The organism is Streptomyces sp. NPDC006294 (assembly GCF_042870895.1).
Lineage (GTDB): Bacteria > Actinomycetota > Actinomycetes > Streptomycetales > Streptomycetaceae > Streptomyces.
The window spans coordinates 77,698-97,045 of record NZ_JBIAHV010000011.1; the positions used below are offsets into that span (position 1 = coordinate 77,698).

The window sequence follows — 19,348 nt, forward strand, 5'->3', positions numbered from 1 at the left end:
GACCGCCCGCTGCCGCCGGCCCGGAGCGGGCCCGGCGGCAGCGGGCGGCAGCGGGCGGCAGCCTCAGGCGGTCGCCGGCGCCGGGCGCGTGGTCTTCTCCGGGGCCTCCAGGCGGCCGGTGCGGTGGAGCACGTGGACGGCGGCGGCGCAGGAGAGGCCCAGCAGGAGGAGGGCGGTCCACGGCAGAGCCGCCACTCCCGCGGCTCGGGCGGCGTCCAGGGCGGCCCCGGTCAGCAGGTTCCCCAGGGCGATCCCGACCCCGCAGATGGTGTTGTAGAGGCCGTAGTGACTGGCCACCAGGCGCCCCCCGGAGAGCCGGACGATGGTGTCCATCTCGAAGGGGTACGCGATCATCGTCCCCACGGCCAGCAGCAGCGCGGACAGCGCCGGAGGCACCGCCGCGACGAGCCACAGCCCGATGCCCCCGTCCGGCACGGGCACCGCCGTCGCCAGGAGCAGGGGCACGAACGCGACGCCCATCGTCAGCAGCCCCCAGGTCAGCGCACGGCCCGGCGCCATGCGGGCCTTGCACCAGGCGGTGACTCTCGTCTGGCCGACGATCGTGCTGAGTCCGGACACGGCGAACAGCACCGCCACCGCCGCCGTGCCGAACTGCCCGTCCCCGCCCAGGCGTCGGACCTCGAGCGGCAGGGCCAGGTAGACCTGGAACGACATCACGTACGAGCCGATCATCGCGAACGAGAACAGCAGGAAGGGCCGGTTGGCCACCATGCCGCGCCACTGCGCCAGAACACCCCGCTGCTCGGGGCCCGTTGCGGCCCCCTCCCCTGCCCGGCGCGCGGGCAGGGCCCGGATCTGCACGACGCTGAGCACCGCGAAGATCCCGGCCGCCGTCAGGCAGGTGACCCGGAAGCCGACTCCGGTCAGCACCATGCCCACCAGCGGCCCGAGCAGGATGCCGGCCTGGTAGAAGACGTTGAAGAGCGCGAACGCCTCCACCCGCCGCTCCCCCGCGTCGGCGGCGAGATACGCGCGGGAGGCCGGGTTGAACAGCGCCCCGGCCATGCCGGTCGCCGCGGAGGCGGCGATCAGCGCGGGCACGCTGTCGACCAGCCCGAGCGTCGCGAAGCCGACGATACGCAGCCCGAGGCCGGCGACGATCATGGGCTTGTAGCCGAACCGGTCCGCGAGCGTCCCCCCGACCAGGAACAGCCCCTGCTGGCTGAAGTTGCGCACCCCGAGGATCAGCCCGACGAGCCAGCCGGCCAGCCCGAGCGGCCCCGCCAGATGGGCGGCCAGATAGGGCATCAGCATGTAGAAACCGAGGTTGATGGTGAACTGGTTCACCATCAACAGCTGAACGCTGCGGTCGTACGTGCGGACCTGCGCGACGATGCTCCTCACCGGGCCTCCTTCACGCCGGTGCCCGCCGCCTTTCCGGCCGGGTCCTTGTCCCGGTCGAGGCCCAACGGGTCGGTCACCGCGGTGCAGCGGGTCCAGCGGGTGACCTCCTTCTCGTCGAGGCGGCCGATCAGCTCCGGTTCGGCCGCGGGCGGCGAGTCGAGGAGGCCGTGGGCGGCGCAGTAGTCGTCGTCGTACACCGTCCCGAGGTACCGCTGCGGCCCGTCGGGGAAGACCGCCGCGATCCGGGTGTCCGCCGGCAGGGAACGTGCCAGCCACCCCGCGACGAGGGCGACCGCGCCGACGCTCCAGCCGCCCGAGGTGTAGTGCGAGGTGGCGAGCCGCCGGCAGGCCCACACGGCTTCCGCCGGAGCGACCCAGTGCACCTCGGAGAAGTTGTCGTAGGCGACATTGCGCGGATAGATGCTCGAGCCGAGTCCGCGCATCAGCCGCGGCCGCGCGGGCTGGCCGAAGATCGTCGATCCGACGGTGTCGACTCCCACCAGCCGCAGCCCCGGGCAGAGCTGTTGGAGGACGCCCGAGATGCCCGCCGAGTGACCGCCGGTGCCGACACTGCACACCAGCACGTCGATACGGCCCAGTTCGGTGGCGAGTTCGAGGGCGAGCGGCGTGTAGGCGGAGATGTTGTCTGGGTTGTTGTACTGGTCCGGGCACCAGGCGTCGGGGTGCCGCGCCATCAGCCGGGTCACCCGGTCCCGGCGGGCCTGCTGCCAGCCGCCGGTCGGGTGCGGCTCCGAGACGACATTGACCTGGGCGCCGTATGCCGTCAGCAGGCGGGTCATCGACAACTCCAGCCCGGGGTCGGTGACCAGGGTGACGGGGTGCCCGTGGACCATGCCGGCGAGGGCCAGTCCCAGGCCGAGGGTTCCGCTGGTGGACTCGATGATCCGCGCCCCCGGGCGCAGGTCTCCGCGCGCACGGGCGCGTTCGACCATGTGCAGGGCCGGACGGTCCTTGATGCCACCGGGGTTGAAGCCTTCCAGCTTCGCCCAGAACCCGCGGCCCGCGTGGGCGAAGGGCTCGCCCACGCGCAGCAGCGGAGTGTTGCCGACCAGCCCGGACAGGGCGGCCCGGCCGGGGCTGGTGGTCGGATGGGTCGTCGTATCGGGAGAGTGCATCGTCTGGCTCTCGTCTTTCGTCGATGGCGCGCGTCGGTGCGGACTCTTCGCGCACCGCGCGGTCCTGTTCACCGGGGCTGGCCCGCGGTCGCGGCGTACTGCGCGGGCGGAGGGTGCTGCACCGACATGCGCGAACGTCACGCCACCGCCCGGGGACATGGGGGCGGCGTTGCGGTCGGGCAGGGGCGGCGTGGCGGAGCCGTTCGCCACAGGGGGCGGTTGGCGCCGCGCCGGTGGTTCGTCACACCGGACAGGAGATGCCGGCGGGCGGGACGGGCGGTCGAGGCCGTCGGAGTGGACCGTGCCGCGCCGCTCGTGCAGGGGCGCGGCGCGGTCTCCGGCTCGACGGGGCCGATCGCCACGGCGACGGGCGGGCCTGGAGCCGCCGGGAGCTCAGGTCCGCCGGGATTCTAGATCTGGAGAATCGTGGCTCTTATCGTGGTTCTCGGCAGCGGCCTGGCCGACGCGGTGTCACCGAAGCCGCACGAAGCCGGGCGGCTGACCAGGGGGGCGGCTTGCGGAACGAGGGCGGAGGCCACCGGCGCGCCCAGCACAGGAGCCTGCTGCGGCTGGCCGGGGACGCATTCCTGGACCACATGGTCGGAGCGGTGCTCACCGCCGGGGTGGTGTCCCGGAGCGGGAGCGGGCGACATCGCACCGACGGCCCCGGCAGTCGTGTCCAGGTGGCCGCTGACGCCTTCCATGCTCACGCCGTGCGTGTACACGAAAGCGAACAGCGCCATCGCGACCCACAGCAGCCGCAGCGGACCCGCGGACGAGCGGGTCCGCGCGACGCGGGAGGACGACCGGGCCGTGACCATGCCGTGATCTTAGCCTCCGCGGCGGCCACGGCCTTCCGCCGAACCACCCGGACCGATGGACGAGTTGGCCTGATTCCGGCACGTCCGACGCAAAGGGCCTGGTAGCCGCGGGCCACGACCCCGGGAAGGATGACCGGAACGACGCCCGTACGGCAGGGCACCCGGCCGTATCCGGGGTACGGCCCGGTTACGGCCGGGTTCATCACCGCGTGGACGGTGACGCGGCGGCCGGGCCGCCCCCGGGCGGGGCGCAGCGGGGCGGATCGCTCCGCCCCGCTGCGCGGGGGCCGTGCCCTCAGTTCTTGCCGAGCAGCCCCTGCATACGGGTGATCTCGGCGGTCTGCGAGCTGATGATGTCGCCGGCCATGTCCTTCGCCGGACCGTAGGCGCCGTCGGTCTGTTCGGTCCTGGCCATCTCGACGGCGCCCTCGTGGTGCTTGACCATCAGGTCCAGAAAGGCCGTGTCGAAGGCCTTGCCCGAGGACTTCCCGAGCGCGGTCATCTCCTCGTCCGTCATCATCCCGGACATCGCGTGACCGGCGTGGCCGCCGCCGCCCTCCTGCGGGACGTCCTCGCCCCAGGAGGCCAGCCACCCGGACAGGGTCCTGATCTCCGGGTCCTGCGCCTTCTTGATCTCCGCGGCCAGCGCCTTGACGTCGGCGGACTGCGCGCGTGTCTCCGCCAGATCCGCCATCTCGACCGCCTGGCGGTGGTGGGGGATCATTCCGTGCGCGAAGGCCACGTCGGCGGCGTTGTGCTCGCCCTGCTTCGCGGGGGCGGAGGCGGAGGCGCCGGGGGACGACGACGCGTTGTGGCCGGCCGTGCTGTCGTCCGCCCCGCCGCAGGCCGCGAGGACGACGGCGGCGGTCGCCGCGGCCACCACGGCGGCGGCACGGCGGGCGGTGGTACGGCGGATCGAGGTGCGGCGGGGCATGGAACGGTGTGCGGTCATGGTGGTGCTGCTCCTGTGTCGTGCAGGGGAATAGGGGCATCGCTCGCACGGCGGCACCGGCATCCGCGGCCGGGGCACGCCGGGGCCGCCCCTATATGCGCAGGAGCTGCAGTTCACTCAACGACGGCGGCGCCCGGCCGTCCCGGGTCACGGCGAGGGCGGCTGTCGGAGTGTCCGCCGCAGCGGGGGCGAGTGCCCCCGGAGCGAGGGCCGGCAGCACGGGCGCGGCGCTCGTACCGCCGGCCGCGCACGTCTCGTCGGCGTGCTCGGTGTGCCCGCCCTCGCGACCGTGGTCGTCGGCGTGCGCGCAGTCGCACTCGTCCACGCCGTCGGCAGGTGCGTGGGCTTCGACGGCGACCGCCGCCCGGTGCGTCCCGGCGGCCACCGTGCCGGACGGCACCGAGGAGGTTACGGATCCGAGCCCGTGCATGGCCAGGACGCCGGCGACGACCGCCAGAACCAGCAGCACACGGCTCCGCAGCCCCTGGGGCCCGCTCCCGTGACGCGCACGCTGGTTCATGCGGGCATCCTAGACGGCCGCCTCGCATCCGCGTGCACCGACCCGGCGGGCCGTACGGGGGCCCGCGCCCATGACTGCGGCGGCCACGACCGCCGGGATCGCGTCCCGGCGGCCGTGGCCGTCAACTCCTTCAGTGCAGTGGTGCTGCCGCGGCACGGGCCCTGCGCCTGCGGACCATGGTCATCAGCACCGCGCCCGCGAGGAGCGCCGCCGCGCTCGCCCAGGCGAACGTCAGCGAGCTGCTGCCGCCGGTCTCGGCCAGGGCGCCCGTGGTGTCCGGGTCGGAGTCCGTGTCGGTGTTCGTGTCGGTGTTCGTGACGTCCTCGGGCAGGCCCGTGGTCCGGGGCTCCGGCTGGTTGCCGCCCGAGCCGGCCGAACCACCGGTGCCCACGGCGCCCTTCACCTGCACCGTGAGGCGAGCCGTATTGTTGGCCTTGTCGGTGTCGTACGCCGGCTCCACGCCGTTGACCGACATGACGCGAACCTCGCCGGTGGGCGCGGCGGCCGCGTCCTCGTCGACCTTCACGGTGAACGGCAGCGTCACCGCCTGGCCCGCGTTGAACGGCGAGCCGATCGCGCACATGTACTGCGGGGCGCCGAGCTCCGGCTCTCCCATGCCTCCGCCCGTCCAGGGACGGCAGGGCTCGGGCACCTTCACCGCCGTCGTGCCCTTGGGGATGTCGACCAGCAGTCCGAGCTGGTCGTCGGAGGTGAGGAGGTTGAAGGACGCGGGGCCGTTGTTGCGCACCTTCGCCGTCAGTGTGACGGAGTCACCGGGCTCGCCGGTGACGTTGTCGCCGGTGACGGCGATGTCGGCGGTGTTGGCCGCGTTGATCGCCCACAGCGCGTGGTCCGTCCCGGACGTGGGAGGCGCGCTGCCGTCCGGCACGAGCGCGAGCACGGGCCCACTGCCGCTGTTCCGCTTCGCGGCCGCCGGCACGGTGCCGGCCATGGACGTCGCCCGGTAGTCCAGGAACTCGAAGAGCGCCGTCTTCTTGACGTCGAGGCCCATCGGCGTGGACAGCCGGTACTTCTTGCCCGGCTCGACCGCGGTGCCGACGTGGCACACCGCTTCGTCCAGCGTCTGACCGGAGGCGGCGGGGACGCCGGTGGTGGTGCCGTACGCGCAGTTGGAGAAACGCTGCGCGAAGCCGAGGCCAGGGGTGGCCGCGAGTCGCAGCTCCACGCCCTGAGCCGTCAGCGAACCGGTGTTGGCGATCGTGATGGGGGCGTCCAGAGACCCGCCGGGCTCGGCGGCGTCCGTGCGGGGAATGCTGTTGACGACCAGCCCGACCGCGCCGACGGTGACCTTCACGGTGGTGTCGCCGACCGTGGCGTTGGAGGACGTGGCGTAGAGCCGCGCCGTGCCGGTCGTACCGAGCGGGGCGCTCGGCTTGGCGTTCATGTCGAGGATCCCGCCGGCGAATCCGTCCGGCGCGATGTCCCGGGTGGGCCAGGAACAGACATCGTCCCGGCAGTCCGCACCGGCGACGTCGGTGAAGGAGGAGATGCCGGACACGTCGATGGCGACCACCACGTCCTGGGCGGTGCCGCCGTCCGGATCGCCTTCCAGACCCCAGCTGATCTGCGGCGGGTCGGTCGGGTCGGCGGGCTGCGGCAGGCCGACCTCGTCCCGGGCGACGGTGAAGCCCAGTACGGGGCCGTCCTGGGCGTCGAGGGTTCCTGTCGGCACCCCGTGGGCGGGGGTGCCGACGAGCACGGCGCCGAGGAGCGGGACCGCGACGGCGGCCAGGGTTGCGGACCATCTGCGTCGAGTGCGTGGTGACATCCAGCGGATACCTTTCCGTCCACCGGAGTTGGCCCTCCGGTGCCCTGTGAGACACACCGGATCCGCGAAGGGTTGTGGTGATCGGGCGGGCGGTCCGGCCGGGTCCCCGCCGACGGCCCGGCCGGGCCGGTGTCACACGCGGTTCGGCGGGTCACCCCATGAAGAATGCCGGTATGGCGCATATCGGATACTTCATCCTCGTCATGACAGCCTCGGCACTCGCGCCGCTGCTCGCGTTCGCCGGCCGCCGGTGGCTCACCGTGCCGGTCGTGATCTTCGAGATCGGTCTGGGCATCCTGCTGGGGCCCGACGTCCTCGGATGGGTCCGCACGGACACGGTGCTCGAGACGCTCTCGGAGCTCGGGCTGGCGATGCTCATCTTCCTGGCGGGCTACGAGCTCGACTTCGCCGCCCTGGGGCGCAGCACCCTGCGGCGTGCGGTCGGCTCCTGGCTGATCGCCCTGGTCGTCGGAATCGGAGCGGCGACCGCGCTGGCCGAAGGGGACATCGACCGCGGGCTCGTCATCGGAACCGCGCTGACGAGCACCGCTCTCGGCACGGTACTGCCCATCCTGCGCGACAGCGGGCGGCTCGGGGGCCGGTTCGGCACGGTCATGCTCGCCTTCGGAGCGGTCGGCGAGTTCGGCCCGGTCATCGCCATGGCCCTGCTCCTGAGCGGGCGTCAGCCGCTGGCGTCCGCCCTGGTGCTGCTGGTCTTCGCGGTGATCACGGTGGCGGCGGTGTGGTGGGCGTCCAGGCAGCGGGCGGCCTGGTTCTCGCAGGTCGTCGAGGCGACCGTGCACAGCAGCGGCCAGTTCGCCGTACGCCTGGTGATGCTGCTCCTCGTCGCGATGCTCGCGCTGTCGTCGGTCCTCGGTCTCGACGTCCTGCTCGGCGCGTTCGCCGCCGGGATCATCACCAGGCTTGTACTGGCCGGCTCGTCCCCGGCCACCAGTCACGCGGTCATGGAGAAGGTGGAAGCCATGGGCTTCGGATTCCTCGTACCGCTGTTCTTCGTGGTCACGGGCGTCGAGTTCGACCTGGGCGCTCTCCTGGAGGGAGGCCGGGCCCTGCTGCTCGTCCCCGTCTTCCTCGCCCTCTTCCTCGTGGTGCGGGGTCTTCCCGTCTACGCACTGGCTCCGGGTGACCTCGCGCCGCGCGACCGGAAGGCGCTGTCCCTGTATGCGGCCACCTGTCTGCCGCTGGTCGTCGCGATCACCACGATCGGCCTGGACGCGGACACCATCGGCACGGACGAGGCGGCGGCGCTCGTCGGCGCCGCCATGATCTCGGTGCTCGTCTTTCCGCTGCTCGCGCTCCGCATCGGCGGACGCGCGGCCGACCGCGCGGAGCAGCGCCGGCCGAGCCGCTCGGACTCGTGAAGGCGGCGGGCCGCCCGAACGGACGGTCCGCCTCCCCGCACGGCTCCGCGGGGCCGCCCTGACGGACGGTCCGCCGCCGGGCCTCGTCCGACGGAGCAACCCTGATGGCAACGGAGTGGCAGCGCGGCCAGCGTGGCAGCGGGGTTGCCGTGTCCGGTCGTGACGGAGACGGCACTGCGGGCCGAAGGTCACGGTGCCGCGCACGGCGCGCATGGCCCGCACGATCCGGTGGCGGCCGGTCGCGGCGGGCTGGGGCTCGGGGGCGGTCACCGCGGCTGCCTCGTCCCCGGATGACGCCCGCAGGATCACCCGGACGGCCGGGGCGGGCCAGACGGGCACAGCCGTTCGGGGAGGGCCGTCCCCGCGAATCCGGCTGCTGTACTGTGCACCGCCAATGGCAGGACTGCTGAGGGAGACGACGCCGATGTCCGGCAGGAGGGCACCGTACTGGCTGGTGCTGGTGGTGCTTCCTGCCCTCGCCCTGGGGCACGGGTTCGCGGGGGCGGCGACGCACCTTCCGCACCATCCCGAAGGGGCGCTCGTGGCGACGGCCGCCGGGTCCCCGGAGTCGTACGGCGTCGAGTCGCACCGTCACGGTAGGTCGGCGAGGACGACACCTCCTGCCAGGTCGGTCCCGGCGGCGGACCCGGCTCACGGGACCTCGTGGAGAGCGGCTGTGCCGTCGGCCCGCTCGGCGACGGGTGTCCGCCCGACGGGCCGCGCGGGTGCGCGGTGGGCGCCCGGTCCCCTCCGGCGCCGTCCCTGACGGTTCTCTCCGTGTGGCGGATCTAGAGGACGCGTCGCGTGCCGCCGCCCATGAGCGGCGCGCGGATCAGCGTGCTTCGGGAGACCCCACACGGAAGGGATGGAAAGCCGCAGACGGGAACGAGAAAGAAGAGCGCACCCTCTGTCATGGAGGACATGAGCGCGTCCCGCGTCACCGCGGCGTTCGCCGCCCTGGGGGCCGCAGCCATTCACTTCGCGTCCGCCCCGGACCATTACGGCGAGTGGTGGCCGGCCGGGACGTTCTTCTACGCCGTCGGCGCGTTCCAGACCGGCTGGGCCGTGGCGGCCCTCCGGCGTCCGGGTCCGGTCGTGATGCTGCTCGGCCTGCTGGGCAACGCGGGAGTCACCGCGATATGGGCGGTGAGCCGGACCGTCGGGTTCCCCGTGGGCCCCGGCGCCGGGGTGCCCGAGGACATCGGCCGGGCCGGCATCACCGCCGGGGCCTTCCAGGCGGTCATCTGCCTGGTGGCGCTGTGGCACGTGAAGCGGCGCAACCCGCGGGGCTTCGCCTCCTCCGTCCGAGCGGTCCTGGTGGTCGGCGCCGCGAGCGCGGCCGTGGTCGCCCTGACCATGCCCGCGGTGGAAACCGCTATGACCCACAGCCACGGCCACGGCACGGCGGAGGACTCGGCGCCGCACGAGGACGGGCCGGATACCGGGAAGCCTGCCACTCCCCGGGGCGGGGAGGCGGATCCGACGTCACCCGGGTCCTCCACACCGGAGCCCGGCGAACCAGCGTCGTCCGGGGAGCCGGCCGACCCGGGCCACGACGACGAACCGCACGGGCACTGAGACGCCGGTGGGAGAGAGCGGCGGGCCGCCGCTCTCTCCCAGGGCCGGGGGTGGCCCTGAGCCCCGGAGCCGGGTTCACACCGACAGGACCAAGCCGTCCGGAACGCAAGCCGCCGCCACCGGCCTCGATCCTGCGCGGTGTCTCCGCCGCCACCCCGCCGCCATGGGGGTCTCCGCCATGTTGCGGCCGCCTCGCACCTGACGCAGCAGCACGCCGAACCGATCCCCGCACCGCACGTCCGTGATACTAATACCGGTATAAGAATTGGACGCTGTGCGGGAGACAGGAAGTCGCAGGACATGGTGGAGATCAAGACCGATACGGCGCTGGACGCGATGCGGGAAGCAGGGCGGGTCGTGGCCAACGCCCTCGCCGCCGCCCGGGAAGCGTCAGGAGTCGGGGTGTCCCTGCACGAGTTGGACGAGGCGGCCCGCACGGTGCTGGCCGAGGCCGGAGCCCGCTCGCCCTTCCTCGGCTACCAACCCTCCTTCGCCGCCACCCCCTTCCCCGCGGTGCTCTGCACATCGGTCAACGACGCGATCGTCCACGGCGTCCCCACCGGCTACCGCCTGCGCGACGGCGACCTGGTCAGCATCGACTGCGGAGCGGAGCTCGAGGGCTGGACCGGCGACGCCGCCATCAGCTTCACCGTCGGCACCCCGCGCCCCGCCGACGTGGAGCTGATCGACGCCACCCGGCGCGCTCTCGACGCCGGCATCGCCGCAGCCAGGCCCGGCAACCGCATCGGCGACATCTCGCACGCCATCGGCGGCGTCGCCCGCTCGGCACGCTGCGGCATGCCCGCCGACTTCGGCGGCCACGGCATCGGCCGCCGTATGCACGAAGACCCCCATGTACCCAACCGGGGACGCCCGCGCCGCGGTTTCCCCCTCCGCCACGGCCTGACCCTCGCCATCGAACCCATGCTCATGGCCGGTGGGCACGACGACTACCGCACCGGCACCGACGGCTGGACTCTGCTCACGGTCGACGGCAGCCGGGCCGCCCACGTCGAGCACACGGTCGCCATCACGGAAGACGGTCCCCGCATCCTGACCCTGCCCTGATCCGTCCCGGTGACCCGCGCCGGACGTGTCACCCGGCGCGCAGCGTGCTGGCGCGGATCTCGAGGCGGTGCGGGACGACGACGTCGAGCGGGGGCACCTGTGCGGCGGGGCTGTAGATGCGGTCCGCCAGGCACTGCAGGGCCCGTTCGGCGATCTGCCGTTTGTCGGGGACCACGGTCGTCAGGGGCGGGTTGGAGTACCGCGCGTCCTCGACGTCGTCGAAGCCGGCCACGGCGAGGTCGTGCGGGACGCGCAGACCGTGCTCCCACGCCACGTGCAGGGCGCCCAGGGCGAGTTCGTCGCTGAACGCGAAGACGGCGTCCGGCCGCGCGTCGGATCTCAGCAGGTCGGCCATCGCCATGGCTCCGTCCCGTCGGTGCAGGGCGGTGACCGCCTTCTCCAGGGAGGGTTCGGGCGTCAGGCCCGCGCGCCGCAGGGCGTGGTGGTAACCCTCCAGCCGGCGCCGGGCCGTCCCGTTGCGGAGTTGCGGCTGGAGGCCGATCGCGGCGATCCGGCGGCGGCCCGTCCCGATCAGGTGGGTCGTCGCCTGGTCGGCGGCGAGTACGTTGTCCACGGCCACGCGGTCGGCGGCCCCGTTCGGGTCCTGCTCGCCCAGCAGGACGACGGGCACGTCGCGAGCCCGGACGGCCAGTTCCTCGGGGCTCACGGACCACGGGCTGATGATCAGACCGTCGACCAGGCGCCCGTCGCCGTCCTCCAGCAGCCGCCGTTCCGCCTCCGGGTCCCCGAAGGTCTGATCGATGACGACGGTCCAGGACCGCTGCCGCGCGGCGTCGAGGAGGAGGCCGGCGAGCTCCGAGAAGTAGGGCGAGTGGAGCTCGGGAATCGCCAGGCCGATCAGTCCGGTGCGGCCCGCGCGGAGGTTGCGGGCGGCGAGATTGGGGCGGTAGCCCAGTTCGTCGAGGGCCGCCTGGACCCGCGCCCTGGTCTCGTCCGCCACCGCCGCCGAGCCGCTGACGACGTTGGACACCGTGCGCACCGAGACGCCTGCCACGGCGGCGACATCCTTCAGACGGCTCCTCACGGCGGCCATCCTCGCACGGCGCCCCGGAGCGGCACCAGGGATCTTCCGCAGCTCCATTGCAACGTTGCAAGCATCGATGCAGCATGAGGGCCATTCAACGAGACCAGGAGGAGCGTCATGGGGTCGCACATGTTTCCGGGGATCAGCGGGAGCGAGCTGGAGGCGGACGTCACGGCCGATGTGTCCGCCCTGTACGAGGACGGCATCACCGCCCGGAAGGGCGCGTTCTCCGTGTCATGGGTGAACCGCCTCCGGGAGGACGTGGAGGCCGCCTTCGAGGAGGCCCGCGGCCGCGCAGGCGGCGCGGTCGGGCGCGGGCCGAACCGCTACTACGTCGAGATGCACCCCGAGCAGATCGACGGCTTCGTCGCACTCGTCGACCACCCCTGGGTGCGGTCCGTGTGCACCGCGGTCCTCGGGCCCGAGTACCGCATCGTGGAGCTGGGCTTCGACGTCCCGCTGGCGGGCGCCGTCGACCAGCCCTGGCACCGGGACTTCCCCGTCCCGGAGGAGACCCGGCGCGAGCGCCGCCTCACCTCACTCGCCTTCAACGTGACGACCGTCGACACCACACCGGACATGGGGCCCTTCGAGATCGCACCGGGCACCCAGTGGGACGACGGCCCCGACTTCGAGCACGGCATGTTCCCGCCCAGGTCGCGCTACGACCGCTACCGGGAACGCGCGGTGCGCAAGTATCCGCTGCGCGGCGACATCTCGGCCCGGACGGCTCTGACGATCCACCGGGGCACGGCCAACGAGTCGGCCACGTCCCGCCCGGTCCTCGTCCTCGGCGTGGACGGCCCCGAGTCGGCCAACGGCGAGCGGCACGACATGGCGGTCACCCGCGGCTACTGGGACACACTGCCCGACCGGGTGCGCCGCCACCTCGACTGCCCCCTGGTGGAGGAGCTGACCCCGGTGACGCAGAAGCACACCATCGAGGGCCTGGTCATGGGCGACGCCTGAACCCTCGCCCATGTGCGGGCGGAGCCCGCCCCGGCCCTGCCCGATCGGGCCGGGCGACCGACCGCCCGGCCGGGTCTCCCCGGGCCCGGTGCCGCGCCCTACGGTTGCCACGCGTGAGCGATGAACCAGCCGCCCTGGCCCGCATCAGCCTCGACGCCGTCCGCCACAACACCCGGCTGCTGCGCGGGCGGGCGGGGCGCGCCGAGGTGATGGCCGTGGTCAAGGCCGACGGCTACGGCCACGGCGCCGTGCCCGTGGCCCGGGCCGCCCTCGCCGCGGGCGCCACCTGGCTCGGCACCGCCACCATCGACGAGGCACTGCGGCTGCGCGCCGCCGGCATCGACGCCCCCGTCCTCAGCTGGCTCAACGGGCCGGGCGCCGCCTGGCAGACCGCCATCGCCCACGACGTCGACCTGTCCGCGAGCGACACGGCGCTGCTGGCTGAGATCGGGCGGGCCGCGACGCGCGGGGGCACAACCGCCCGGGTACACCTCAAGGTGGACACCGGGCTGGGCCGTGGCGGATGCCCGCTCGCGGAGTGGCCCGCGCTGGTGGACGCCGCGCTGAAGGGCGAGGCGGACGGCACCCTGCGCGTGGCCGGGCTGTGGTCCCATCCGGGGTCGGCCGACGATCCCCGTGATCCGCGCTGTCTCGCCCAGCTGGAACTCTTCCGGGACGCCGCCGAATTCGCCGAACGCGCCGGGGTCCGGGGCGCCGTCCGGCACCTGGCCAATTCCGCTGCCACCCTGACCCTGCCGGAGGCCTCCTTCGATCTGGTGCGCCCCGGCATCGCCGTGTACGGGCTGTGGCCCGAGGAGCCGCTGACCGCCGCCGACCTGCGTCCCGCGATGTCCCTGCGGGCCCGGCTGACCCAGGTGAAGCGGGTGCCCGCCGGCCAGGGCGTCTCGTACGGCCACGCCTACCGCACCGCGCGCGACAGCCGCCTGGCGCTGGTGCCGCTCGGATACGCCGACGGGGTGCCGCGGAGTGCGGGCAACACGGCGCCGGTGTGGTTGTCGGGGGCCCGGCACCGGATCGCCGGCCGGGTGTGCATGGACCAGTTCGTGCTGGACCTCGGCGACACGCCGGCGGCGGCCGGGGACGAGGTGGTCCTGTTCGGGGCGGGCCTCGACGGAGAGCCGACCCTGGCCGACTGGGTGCGGCGGCTCGACACCATCGCCAACGAGATCGTCGTCGGGATCGGTGCGCGCGTCACCCGCGTCTACACCGATCAGCCGTGACCCCCGGGATCGTCGGCGGTTCGCCGTGCCGTGGGCGGACTCTGCGCCCGCGTCGGCGCCGTACCGGATCCGCCCCTCCCCCGGGGCCGGGTCAGCAGCACCGTCACCGCCGTCGCCAGCAGACAGCACACCCCGGCCAGCAGCAGGCCGTGGCGCAGCCCGGACGCCAGGCCGGCGCGGGCCGGCCCGGTGGAGGCGTCCAGCACGGCGGACCCGAGCACCGCACCGAGTGAGGCGACGCCCAGCAGCGCGCCGACCTGTTGCAGGACCCCTCCCATGGCCGCGGCCTGGCCGGCGTCCTCCGGGCGGACACCACCGATCATGGCCCCGTTGTTCGGTGACATCACCAGGCCCATACCGAGCCCCATGAGCGTCGCGCCGGGCCACCAGAGGGCGTACGAGTGGCCTGGTGCCAGCGCCGCCACGGACAGCAGGGACAGCCCGGCCAGGGACGTGCCGGCGGCGACCAGTTGCCACGGCGCCAGGCGCCGTGTCGCGCGTCCGGCGGCGACGGCACCGACCACGATGGCCGCCATGGTCGGCAGCAGCCGCATACCCGCCTGGGCGGGCGAGGCGCCGTCGAGCACCTGGAGCAGCAGACTCAGCACCAGATACGCCGCGTTGAGCGCGACGGCCATCAGGAACGTCACGCTCGTGGCGCCGGTGAAGACGGGCCCGCGGAAGAGGTCCAGCCGCAGCGCCGGATGCGCGGTCCGCCGCTCCACGGTCAGCAGCGCGAGCGCCGCCGCCCCGGCCGGCACCAGCGCGGCGGCCACGGGCGGCGCCGACCAGCCGGCGCGCGGTCCTTCCACCAGTCCGTAGGCGGCCGCCCCCAGGCACGTCACGATCAGGAGGTGGCCCGTCCGGTCAAATGGCCGCCGGGGGCCCGCAGCAGGGGCCGGCAGCCGCCGGCCGGCGGCCAGGGCGAACAACCCGACCGGCACATTGAGCAGGAACACGCTGCGCCAGCCCAGCACTTCGGAGGACGCCCCGCCCGCCACCGGCCCCAGCAGCAGGGCGAGACCGGAGACGGCGGACCAGGTGCTCAGCGCCTTGGCGCGTTCGCGCTCCCCCGGGAACACCTGCCGCAGCAGAGCCAGGGTCTGCGGAGTGACGGCCGCCGCCCCGATGCCCTGCACCGCGCGACCGGCCGCCAGGAACCCCGCCGACCCGGCGGCGGCGCAGAGCAGGGATCCGGCGGTGAACACGGCCGTCCCGGCCAGGAACACCCGCCGCCTGCCGAACCGGTCGCCGAGGTAGCCGCCGGTCAGCAGCAGCGCCGCGTACGGGCACACGTACCCCAGGACGACCCACTGCAGGCCGGTCAGGTCGGCGCCGAGGTCCCGTCGCACGGTCGGCAGCGCCAGGCCGACGACCGTGCTGTCCAGGAGGGCCAGGAACAGGGCGGAGCAGACCACGCACAGGGTAAGTGTGCGCTCCTGCCGGCCGGCGGGGCGGGCCGGTTCCGCCGCTCCGGTCACTTCTTCGTCATCACGAAGCACGCGGTGTGCTCCGGGGAGTCGACTCGCTCGATGGTGAACTCGCGCCCGAACAGCCGTTGTTCCTCCCCGGGTTCCAGCATGCTGTGCAACCGCGAGACACCGGCGAACTTGACGCGGGGCACGTCCTCCGGGCGGGCGTAGAAGCACCACAGGACGAACACCGTGCCCGGGTGGGCGTACCGGTGGATGAGGCCGGCCATGCGCTCCCGTGGCTCTCCTGTCATGTCGTCGAGGGCGCCGAAGTCGAGGATCACGTCGAAGGTGCCGTCGACCCCGGGGATCGGGTAGGTGCTGATGTCGCCGTACTGGAACCGGCACCTGCTCTGCTGTGCCTCCTTCGCCGCGCGGGCCCGGGCCCGTTCCAGCGCGACCCGCGAGTAGTCGACACCCACGACGTCGAAGCCCTGGCGGGCCAGATGGACGGACTCGGATCCGGTGCCGCAGCCCAGGTCCAGAACGCGGCTGCCGGTCTCGGGCTTGAGGCGCCCGGAGTCCAGCAGGTCGACGAGGTGGGGCCGCACTCCGGTGTCCCAGGGCGCGATGCCCAGCCGGTACAGGGTGTTGTAGAGCCAAGGGCGCATCAGGCCCTCCTTCCGCGGCGTCGTTCGACGTCCGCCTCGTCCGCGACCAGGGCGGTGCGGACCGCCTCGGTGAGCAGAGCGCGTTCGGTGCTGAGGAAGAAGTGGTTGCCCGGCAGCAGCCGGAGCCGGAAGGCGCCGGTGGTGCGGTGCTGCCAGGCGCGCAGGGTGTGCGGGGGCGCCTCGGGATCGTCCAGGCCTCCGAAGACGGTCAGCGGGCAGCTCAGCGTGAGCCACGGCGAGGGGAACCGGTATGTGTTGGAGACCGTGAAGTCCGCCCGCAGCACCGGGATGAGGATCTCCATCAGGTCGTCGTTGTCGAGGACCTCCTGGGGTGTGCCGACGAGTTCGCGCAACCGGGCGCGGAACGCGTCGTCGGGCAGCAGGTGGTCGCGGTCCGGCTCGGTCGGCAGGCCGGGTGCCTCGAAGGCGGACACCAGCAGGTGCGCGGGGGGCCGTCCGTGCACGTGCTCGAGTCGGCGGGCCAGCTCGAAGGCGAGCAGGCCGCCCAGACTGTGCCCGAAGATCGCGTACGGACCGCCGTGGAGTGCGGACAGCACGGTCGGAACGAGGTCGTCCACGAGCCCGTCGACGGAGGTGCACGGCGACTCCGCCATACGGCTGCCGCGGCCGGGCAGTTCCAGCGGCCACACGTCGATGCCGTGGGGCAGCAGGGCCGGCCACTCGTGGTAGACGCGCGGGGCCGAGCCACCGGCGTAGGGGAGGCAGAACAGCCGTATGCCGGTCACTCCGCCAGCTCCGTGGCGAAGGTGTCGTCCCACGGACCCGGTGCCTGGCCGGCGTGTTCCGCCACCCCGCGCAGCAGGTGCGCCGAAATGGCGCGGAACTGCATGTTGCTGGTGCCTTCGTAGATCTTGCCGACCTTGGCGTCCCGGTACAGCTTCTCCACTCCCCCGGCCTCGGCGAAGCCCAGGCCGCCGAGGATCTCCACGGCCAGCGAGGCACTGCGCTCGGCCACTTCGGAGGCCAGGTATTTCGCGACGGCCGCGGCGCGGGTCAGTTCGCCGGTGTGCCCGCCGTGCTCGGCCAGCCGCGTCGCGCTGTACAACTGCACCCGCGCGGCCTCGATCTCGGCACTGGTGCGGGCCAGCGGGAAGCGCACGCCCTGGTAGGCGCCGATCGGGCGCCCGAACTGGACGCGGCGGCGCGCGTGGGCCACGGCCGCGGCGAGCGCGCCGTCGGCCAGGCCGACCAGCTGGGCGGCGATGCCCAGCTTGCCGACGTCGAGGGTCCGCACGGCGACCACGTCGCCCCGGCCGACCCCCCCGAGGACGCCGCGCCGCGACACGCGTACGCCGCGCAGTGCCACCTCGCAGGTCGAGGTGGCCCGGATGCCCATCTTGGCCGTGCGCTCGCCGACGCTCAGCCCGTCGGCCCGGCGGTCGACGAGGAAGGCGGTGAGGCCCTGTTCGGGCACCCTGGCCAGCAGCAGGAGCAGGTCGGCCTCGGCGGCATTGGTGATCCAGCGTTTACGGCCGTGCAGGACGAAGCCGTCCCCGTCGGGGCGGGCGGTGGTGCTCAGGGCGAGCGCGTCGCTGCCGGCCTGGTCCTCCGACAGGGCGAAGGCCCCCACACCGCCACCGGCCAGGCCGGGCAGATGGGCACGCTTCTGGTCGCCGCTTCCGTGGGTGAGCAGCGCCTGGGTGACCAGGGCGTTCTGCACGTCCACGAAGACGGCGACGGCGGGGTCCGCCTTGGCGAGTTCCTCGATGGCCACGATGACGTCGAAGAGACTGCCGCCCCGCCCGCCGTACCGTTCGGGCACGTGGATCGCCATGAGGCCGGCGGAGCGCAGCTCCGTGACCAGGTCCGGCGGGATCCGGGCCGCCCGGTCCATGCCGGCCGCTCGCGGCACGACGTCCTTCTCCACGAACGCCGCGACCTGCTCGCGCCACGCCTGTTCGCCCTCGGAGAGCCAGGTGACCGGGAGGGGCGGGTCATGGCGGGTGGTCATCGCGTCTCCCCGGTGGCGGTCTCGGTGTTCAGGGGCAGCGGGGGGCGCTGCAGTTCGCGCCACAGGGACCGCTGCTTCACGGCGACGACGACGGGGGCGATCACCTTCGTCACCAGCCATTTGACGACGCGGCTGTCGATCTGAGGCCACTTCACCAGGCGCATCACCTGTTCCCGCACCCAGCGCACCCGGGGAATGCGCCGCTGCTCGTAAGCGCGCAGGGCCGCCACCGGGTCGTCGTGGCCTGCGAGCGCGTCGGCCAGTACGACGGCGTCCTCGATGGCCTGGCAGGCGCCCTGGCCCAGGTCGGTGGGCATGGCGTGGGCCGCGTCGCCGAGGAGGGTGACCCGGCCGTCGCCCCAGTGCTCGCGCCAGTCGTGGTAGAAGATGTCGGTGCGGATCACCGCCTCCGCGGCGGTGGCGGCCACCAGCCTGCTGGGCAGGCCCGGCAGCGGGCGGGCGAGTTGGGTGGCGCGCTCCTTGAGCACCCCCTGCTCTTCCCGTTCGCCGGGTTCGGCGGCGCAGCTCAGCGTCCAGGCGACCCGGCCGCCCCCGACGTGCCAGGCACCGCCGCCGACGCGTGTCCCGGCATGGTGGAACATGTGGACGGTTCCGGGTTCCAGACCCTCGGGGGTGGGGCTGATGCCGCGGTAGGTGGAGCGTCCCGTGTAGAGCGGCTGCGGCGGTTCGCCGTGCAACTGGGCGAGGATCGCCGAGCGGATGCCGTCGGCGCCGATGAGCACACTGCCCGGCACGGTCTGTCCGTCGTCCAGTTCGAGGACGACGCCGTCCGGGCCCTGTTCGTAGCCGACGCAGCGGTGGCCCTCGTGCACGGGCACACCGGCTTCCCGGCATGCCTCCATCAGCAGGCCGATCAGGTCGCCCCGGCTGATGCTGACCGAGGGGACGCTGCCCGGCCAGGCGAATTGGGCAGTGCGCATGCGGTAGATGACGCGTTCGTGTTCGTTGACGCTGGTCCCGCCGCGCACCTGCTCGCCGCGGGCGAGCAGGACGTCGGCGAGGCCGAGCGTGCCGAGTGCGGTGGTGGCGTTGCTCCAGAGGGTCAGGCCGCTGCCGGCCATGCGGATCTCGCCGCCGCGGCGCCGCTCGTAGACGGCGACGGGAACGCCGCGCACGGACAGGGCGAGGGCGGCGGTGAGTCCTCCGATGCCGGCGCCGGCGATGAGGACGGGCCTGGTGGGGCTCGGTGGGGTGGGCACGTGTTCTCCGTTTACGTCGTCGAGGCGGACATCGTCGGCACGGTCAGCGGCTTTCGGTCGTCGGGGGCGGACGCCATCGGCACGGTCAGCGGCTTTCGGTCGTCGGGTGCGGACGCCATCGGCACGGTCAGCGGCTTTCGGTCGTCGGGGGCGGACGCCATCGGCACGGTCAGCGGCTTTCGGTCGTCGGGGGCGGACGCCATCGGC

At 73.5% G+C, this 19,348-nt stretch carries 18 protein-coding genes; 5 read left to right on the forward strand and 13 right to left on the reverse strand.

Going from position 1 to position 19,348, the window contains the following annotated elements; all coding sequences use genetic code 11:
• Positions 1 to 63: 63 nt before the first annotated feature.
• The 6 genes from ACFYOP_RS20785 to ACFYOP_RS20810 form a co-directional block, all read right to left on the reverse strand.
• Complete coding sequence (locus tag ACFYOP_RS20785) at positions 64 to 1,365, reverse strand: MFS transporter (protein ID WP_356897913.1); 1,302 nt, start codon at positions 1,363 to 1,365, stop codon at positions 64 to 66.
• Complete coding sequence (locus tag ACFYOP_RS20790) at positions 1,362 to 2,501, reverse strand: PLP-dependent cysteine synthase family protein (RefSeq protein WP_356897912.1); 1,140 nt, start codon at positions 2,499 to 2,501, stop codon at positions 1,362 to 1,364. Before ACFYOP_RS20790 ends, ACFYOP_RS20785 begins: the two co-directional genes overlap by 4 nt.
• Before the next feature lie 410 nt (positions 2,502 to 2,911).
• On the reverse strand, positions 2,912 to 3,322 hold the full coding sequence (locus tag ACFYOP_RS20795; RefSeq protein WP_356897911.1) for a hypothetical protein: 411 nt from the start codon (positions 3,320 to 3,322) through the stop codon (positions 2,912 to 2,914).
• A 295-nt stretch (positions 3,323 to 3,617) separates the two neighbouring features.
• On the reverse strand, positions 3,618 to 4,274 hold the full coding sequence (locus ACFYOP_RS20800) for a DUF305 domain-containing protein (protein WP_356897910.1): 657 nt from the start codon (positions 4,272 to 4,274) through the stop codon (positions 3,618 to 3,620).
• A gap of 91 nt (positions 4,275 to 4,365) precedes the next feature.
• Entirely contained in the window at positions 4,366 to 4,794 is a 429-nt protein-coding gene (locus ACFYOP_RS20805) for a DUF6153 family protein (RefSeq protein WP_356897909.1), read from the reverse strand.
• 130 nt (positions 4,795 to 4,924) lie between these two features.
• The gene (locus ACFYOP_RS20810) at positions 4,925 to 6,583 is read right to left on the reverse strand and encodes an LPXTG cell wall anchor domain-containing protein (protein ID WP_356897908.1); all 1,659 of its coding nucleotides are present in this window, start codon (positions 6,581 to 6,583) and stop codon (positions 4,925 to 4,927) included.
• Positions 6,584 to 6,756: 173 nt separating this feature from the next.
• Here ACFYOP_RS20810 and ACFYOP_RS20815 point away from each other — a divergent pair, with 173 nt between their 5' ends.
• The 3 genes from ACFYOP_RS20815 (at position 6,757) to map (ending at position 10,611) form a co-directional block, all read left to right on the forward strand.
• The gene (locus ACFYOP_RS20815; RefSeq protein ID WP_356897907.1) at positions 6,757 to 7,965 is read left to right on the forward strand and encodes a cation:proton antiporter; all 1,209 of its coding nucleotides are present in this window, start codon (positions 6,757 to 6,759) and stop codon (positions 7,963 to 7,965) included.
• A gap of 921 nt (positions 7,966 to 8,886) precedes the next feature.
• Entirely contained in the window at positions 8,887 to 9,543 is a 657-nt protein-coding gene (locus ACFYOP_RS20820) for a hypothetical protein (protein ID WP_356897906.1), read from the forward strand.
• A gap of 300 nt (positions 9,544 to 9,843) precedes the next feature.
• Positions 9,844 to 10,611 carry a type I methionyl aminopeptidase gene (gene map, locus ACFYOP_RS20825; RefSeq protein ID WP_356897905.1) on the forward strand — a complete coding sequence of 256 codons (768 nt, stop codon included), beginning with the start codon at positions 9,844 to 9,846 and terminating at the stop codon, positions 10,609 to 10,611.
• 28 nt (positions 10,612 to 10,639) lie between these two features.
• On the opposite strand, the gene ACFYOP_RS20830 is transcribed toward map, so the two are convergent.
• Entirely contained in the window at positions 10,640 to 11,656 is a 1,017-nt protein-coding gene (locus ACFYOP_RS20830) for a LacI family DNA-binding transcriptional regulator (protein ID WP_356897904.1), read from the reverse strand.
• A 117-nt stretch (positions 11,657 to 11,773) separates the two neighbouring features.
• Here ACFYOP_RS20830 and ACFYOP_RS20835 point away from each other — a divergent pair, with 117 nt between their 5' ends.
• Together ACFYOP_RS20835 and alr are read left to right on the forward strand one after the other, a co-directional pair.
• Complete coding sequence (locus ACFYOP_RS20835) at positions 11,774 to 12,625, forward strand: phytanoyl-CoA dioxygenase family protein (protein WP_388452305.1); 852 nt, start codon at positions 11,774 to 11,776, stop codon at positions 12,623 to 12,625.
• A 113-nt stretch (positions 12,626 to 12,738) separates the two neighbouring features.
• Positions 12,739 to 13,866 (forward strand): alanine racemase, encoded by a 1,128-nt coding sequence (gene alr / locus ACFYOP_RS20840; protein ID WP_356897903.1) that lies wholly within the window; start codon positions 12,739 to 12,741, stop codon positions 13,864 to 13,866.
• On the opposite strand, the gene ACFYOP_RS20845 is transcribed toward alr, so the two are convergent.
• From ACFYOP_RS20845 to ACFYOP_RS20870, 6 genes are read right to left on the reverse strand one after another with little or no spacing between them, the layout of a single operon-like run.
• Entirely contained in the window at positions 13,857 to 15,368 is a 1,512-nt protein-coding gene (locus ACFYOP_RS20845; RefSeq protein WP_356897902.1) for an MFS transporter, read from the reverse strand. The two genes, alr and ACFYOP_RS20845, sit on opposite strands and share 10 nt — an antisense overlap.
• Complete coding sequence (locus tag ACFYOP_RS20850; RefSeq protein WP_356897901.1) at positions 15,344 to 15,949, reverse strand: methyltransferase domain-containing protein; 606 nt, start codon at positions 15,947 to 15,949, stop codon at positions 15,344 to 15,346. The genes ACFYOP_RS20845 and ACFYOP_RS20850 overlap by 25 nt, the downstream gene beginning before the upstream one ends.
• Complete coding sequence (locus ACFYOP_RS20855) at positions 15,949 to 16,695, reverse strand: alpha/beta fold hydrolase (RefSeq protein ID WP_356897900.1); 747 nt, start codon at positions 16,693 to 16,695, stop codon at positions 15,949 to 15,951. Before ACFYOP_RS20855 ends, ACFYOP_RS20850 begins: the two co-directional genes overlap by 1 nt.
• A complete protein-coding gene (locus ACFYOP_RS20860; RefSeq protein WP_356897899.1) occupies positions 16,692 to 17,921 on the reverse strand; it encodes an acyl-CoA dehydrogenase family protein in 1,230 nt (409 codons plus the stop codon). The genes ACFYOP_RS20855 and ACFYOP_RS20860 overlap by 4 nt, the downstream gene beginning before the upstream one ends.
• Positions 17,918 to 19,141 carry an FAD-dependent monooxygenase gene (locus ACFYOP_RS20865; RefSeq protein ID WP_356897898.1) on the reverse strand — a complete coding sequence of 408 codons (1,224 nt, stop codon included), beginning with the start codon at positions 19,139 to 19,141 and terminating at the stop codon, positions 17,918 to 17,920. The genes ACFYOP_RS20860 and ACFYOP_RS20865 overlap by 4 nt, the downstream gene beginning before the upstream one ends.
• Positions 19,142 to 19,152: 11 nt before the next feature.
• Positions 19,153 to 19,344: a hypothetical protein gene (locus ACFYOP_RS20870; protein WP_356897897.1), complete on the reverse strand. Its 192-nt coding sequence runs from the start codon at positions 19,342 to 19,344 to the stop codon at positions 19,153 to 19,155.
• Positions 19,345 to 19,348: the final 4 nt, after the last annotated feature.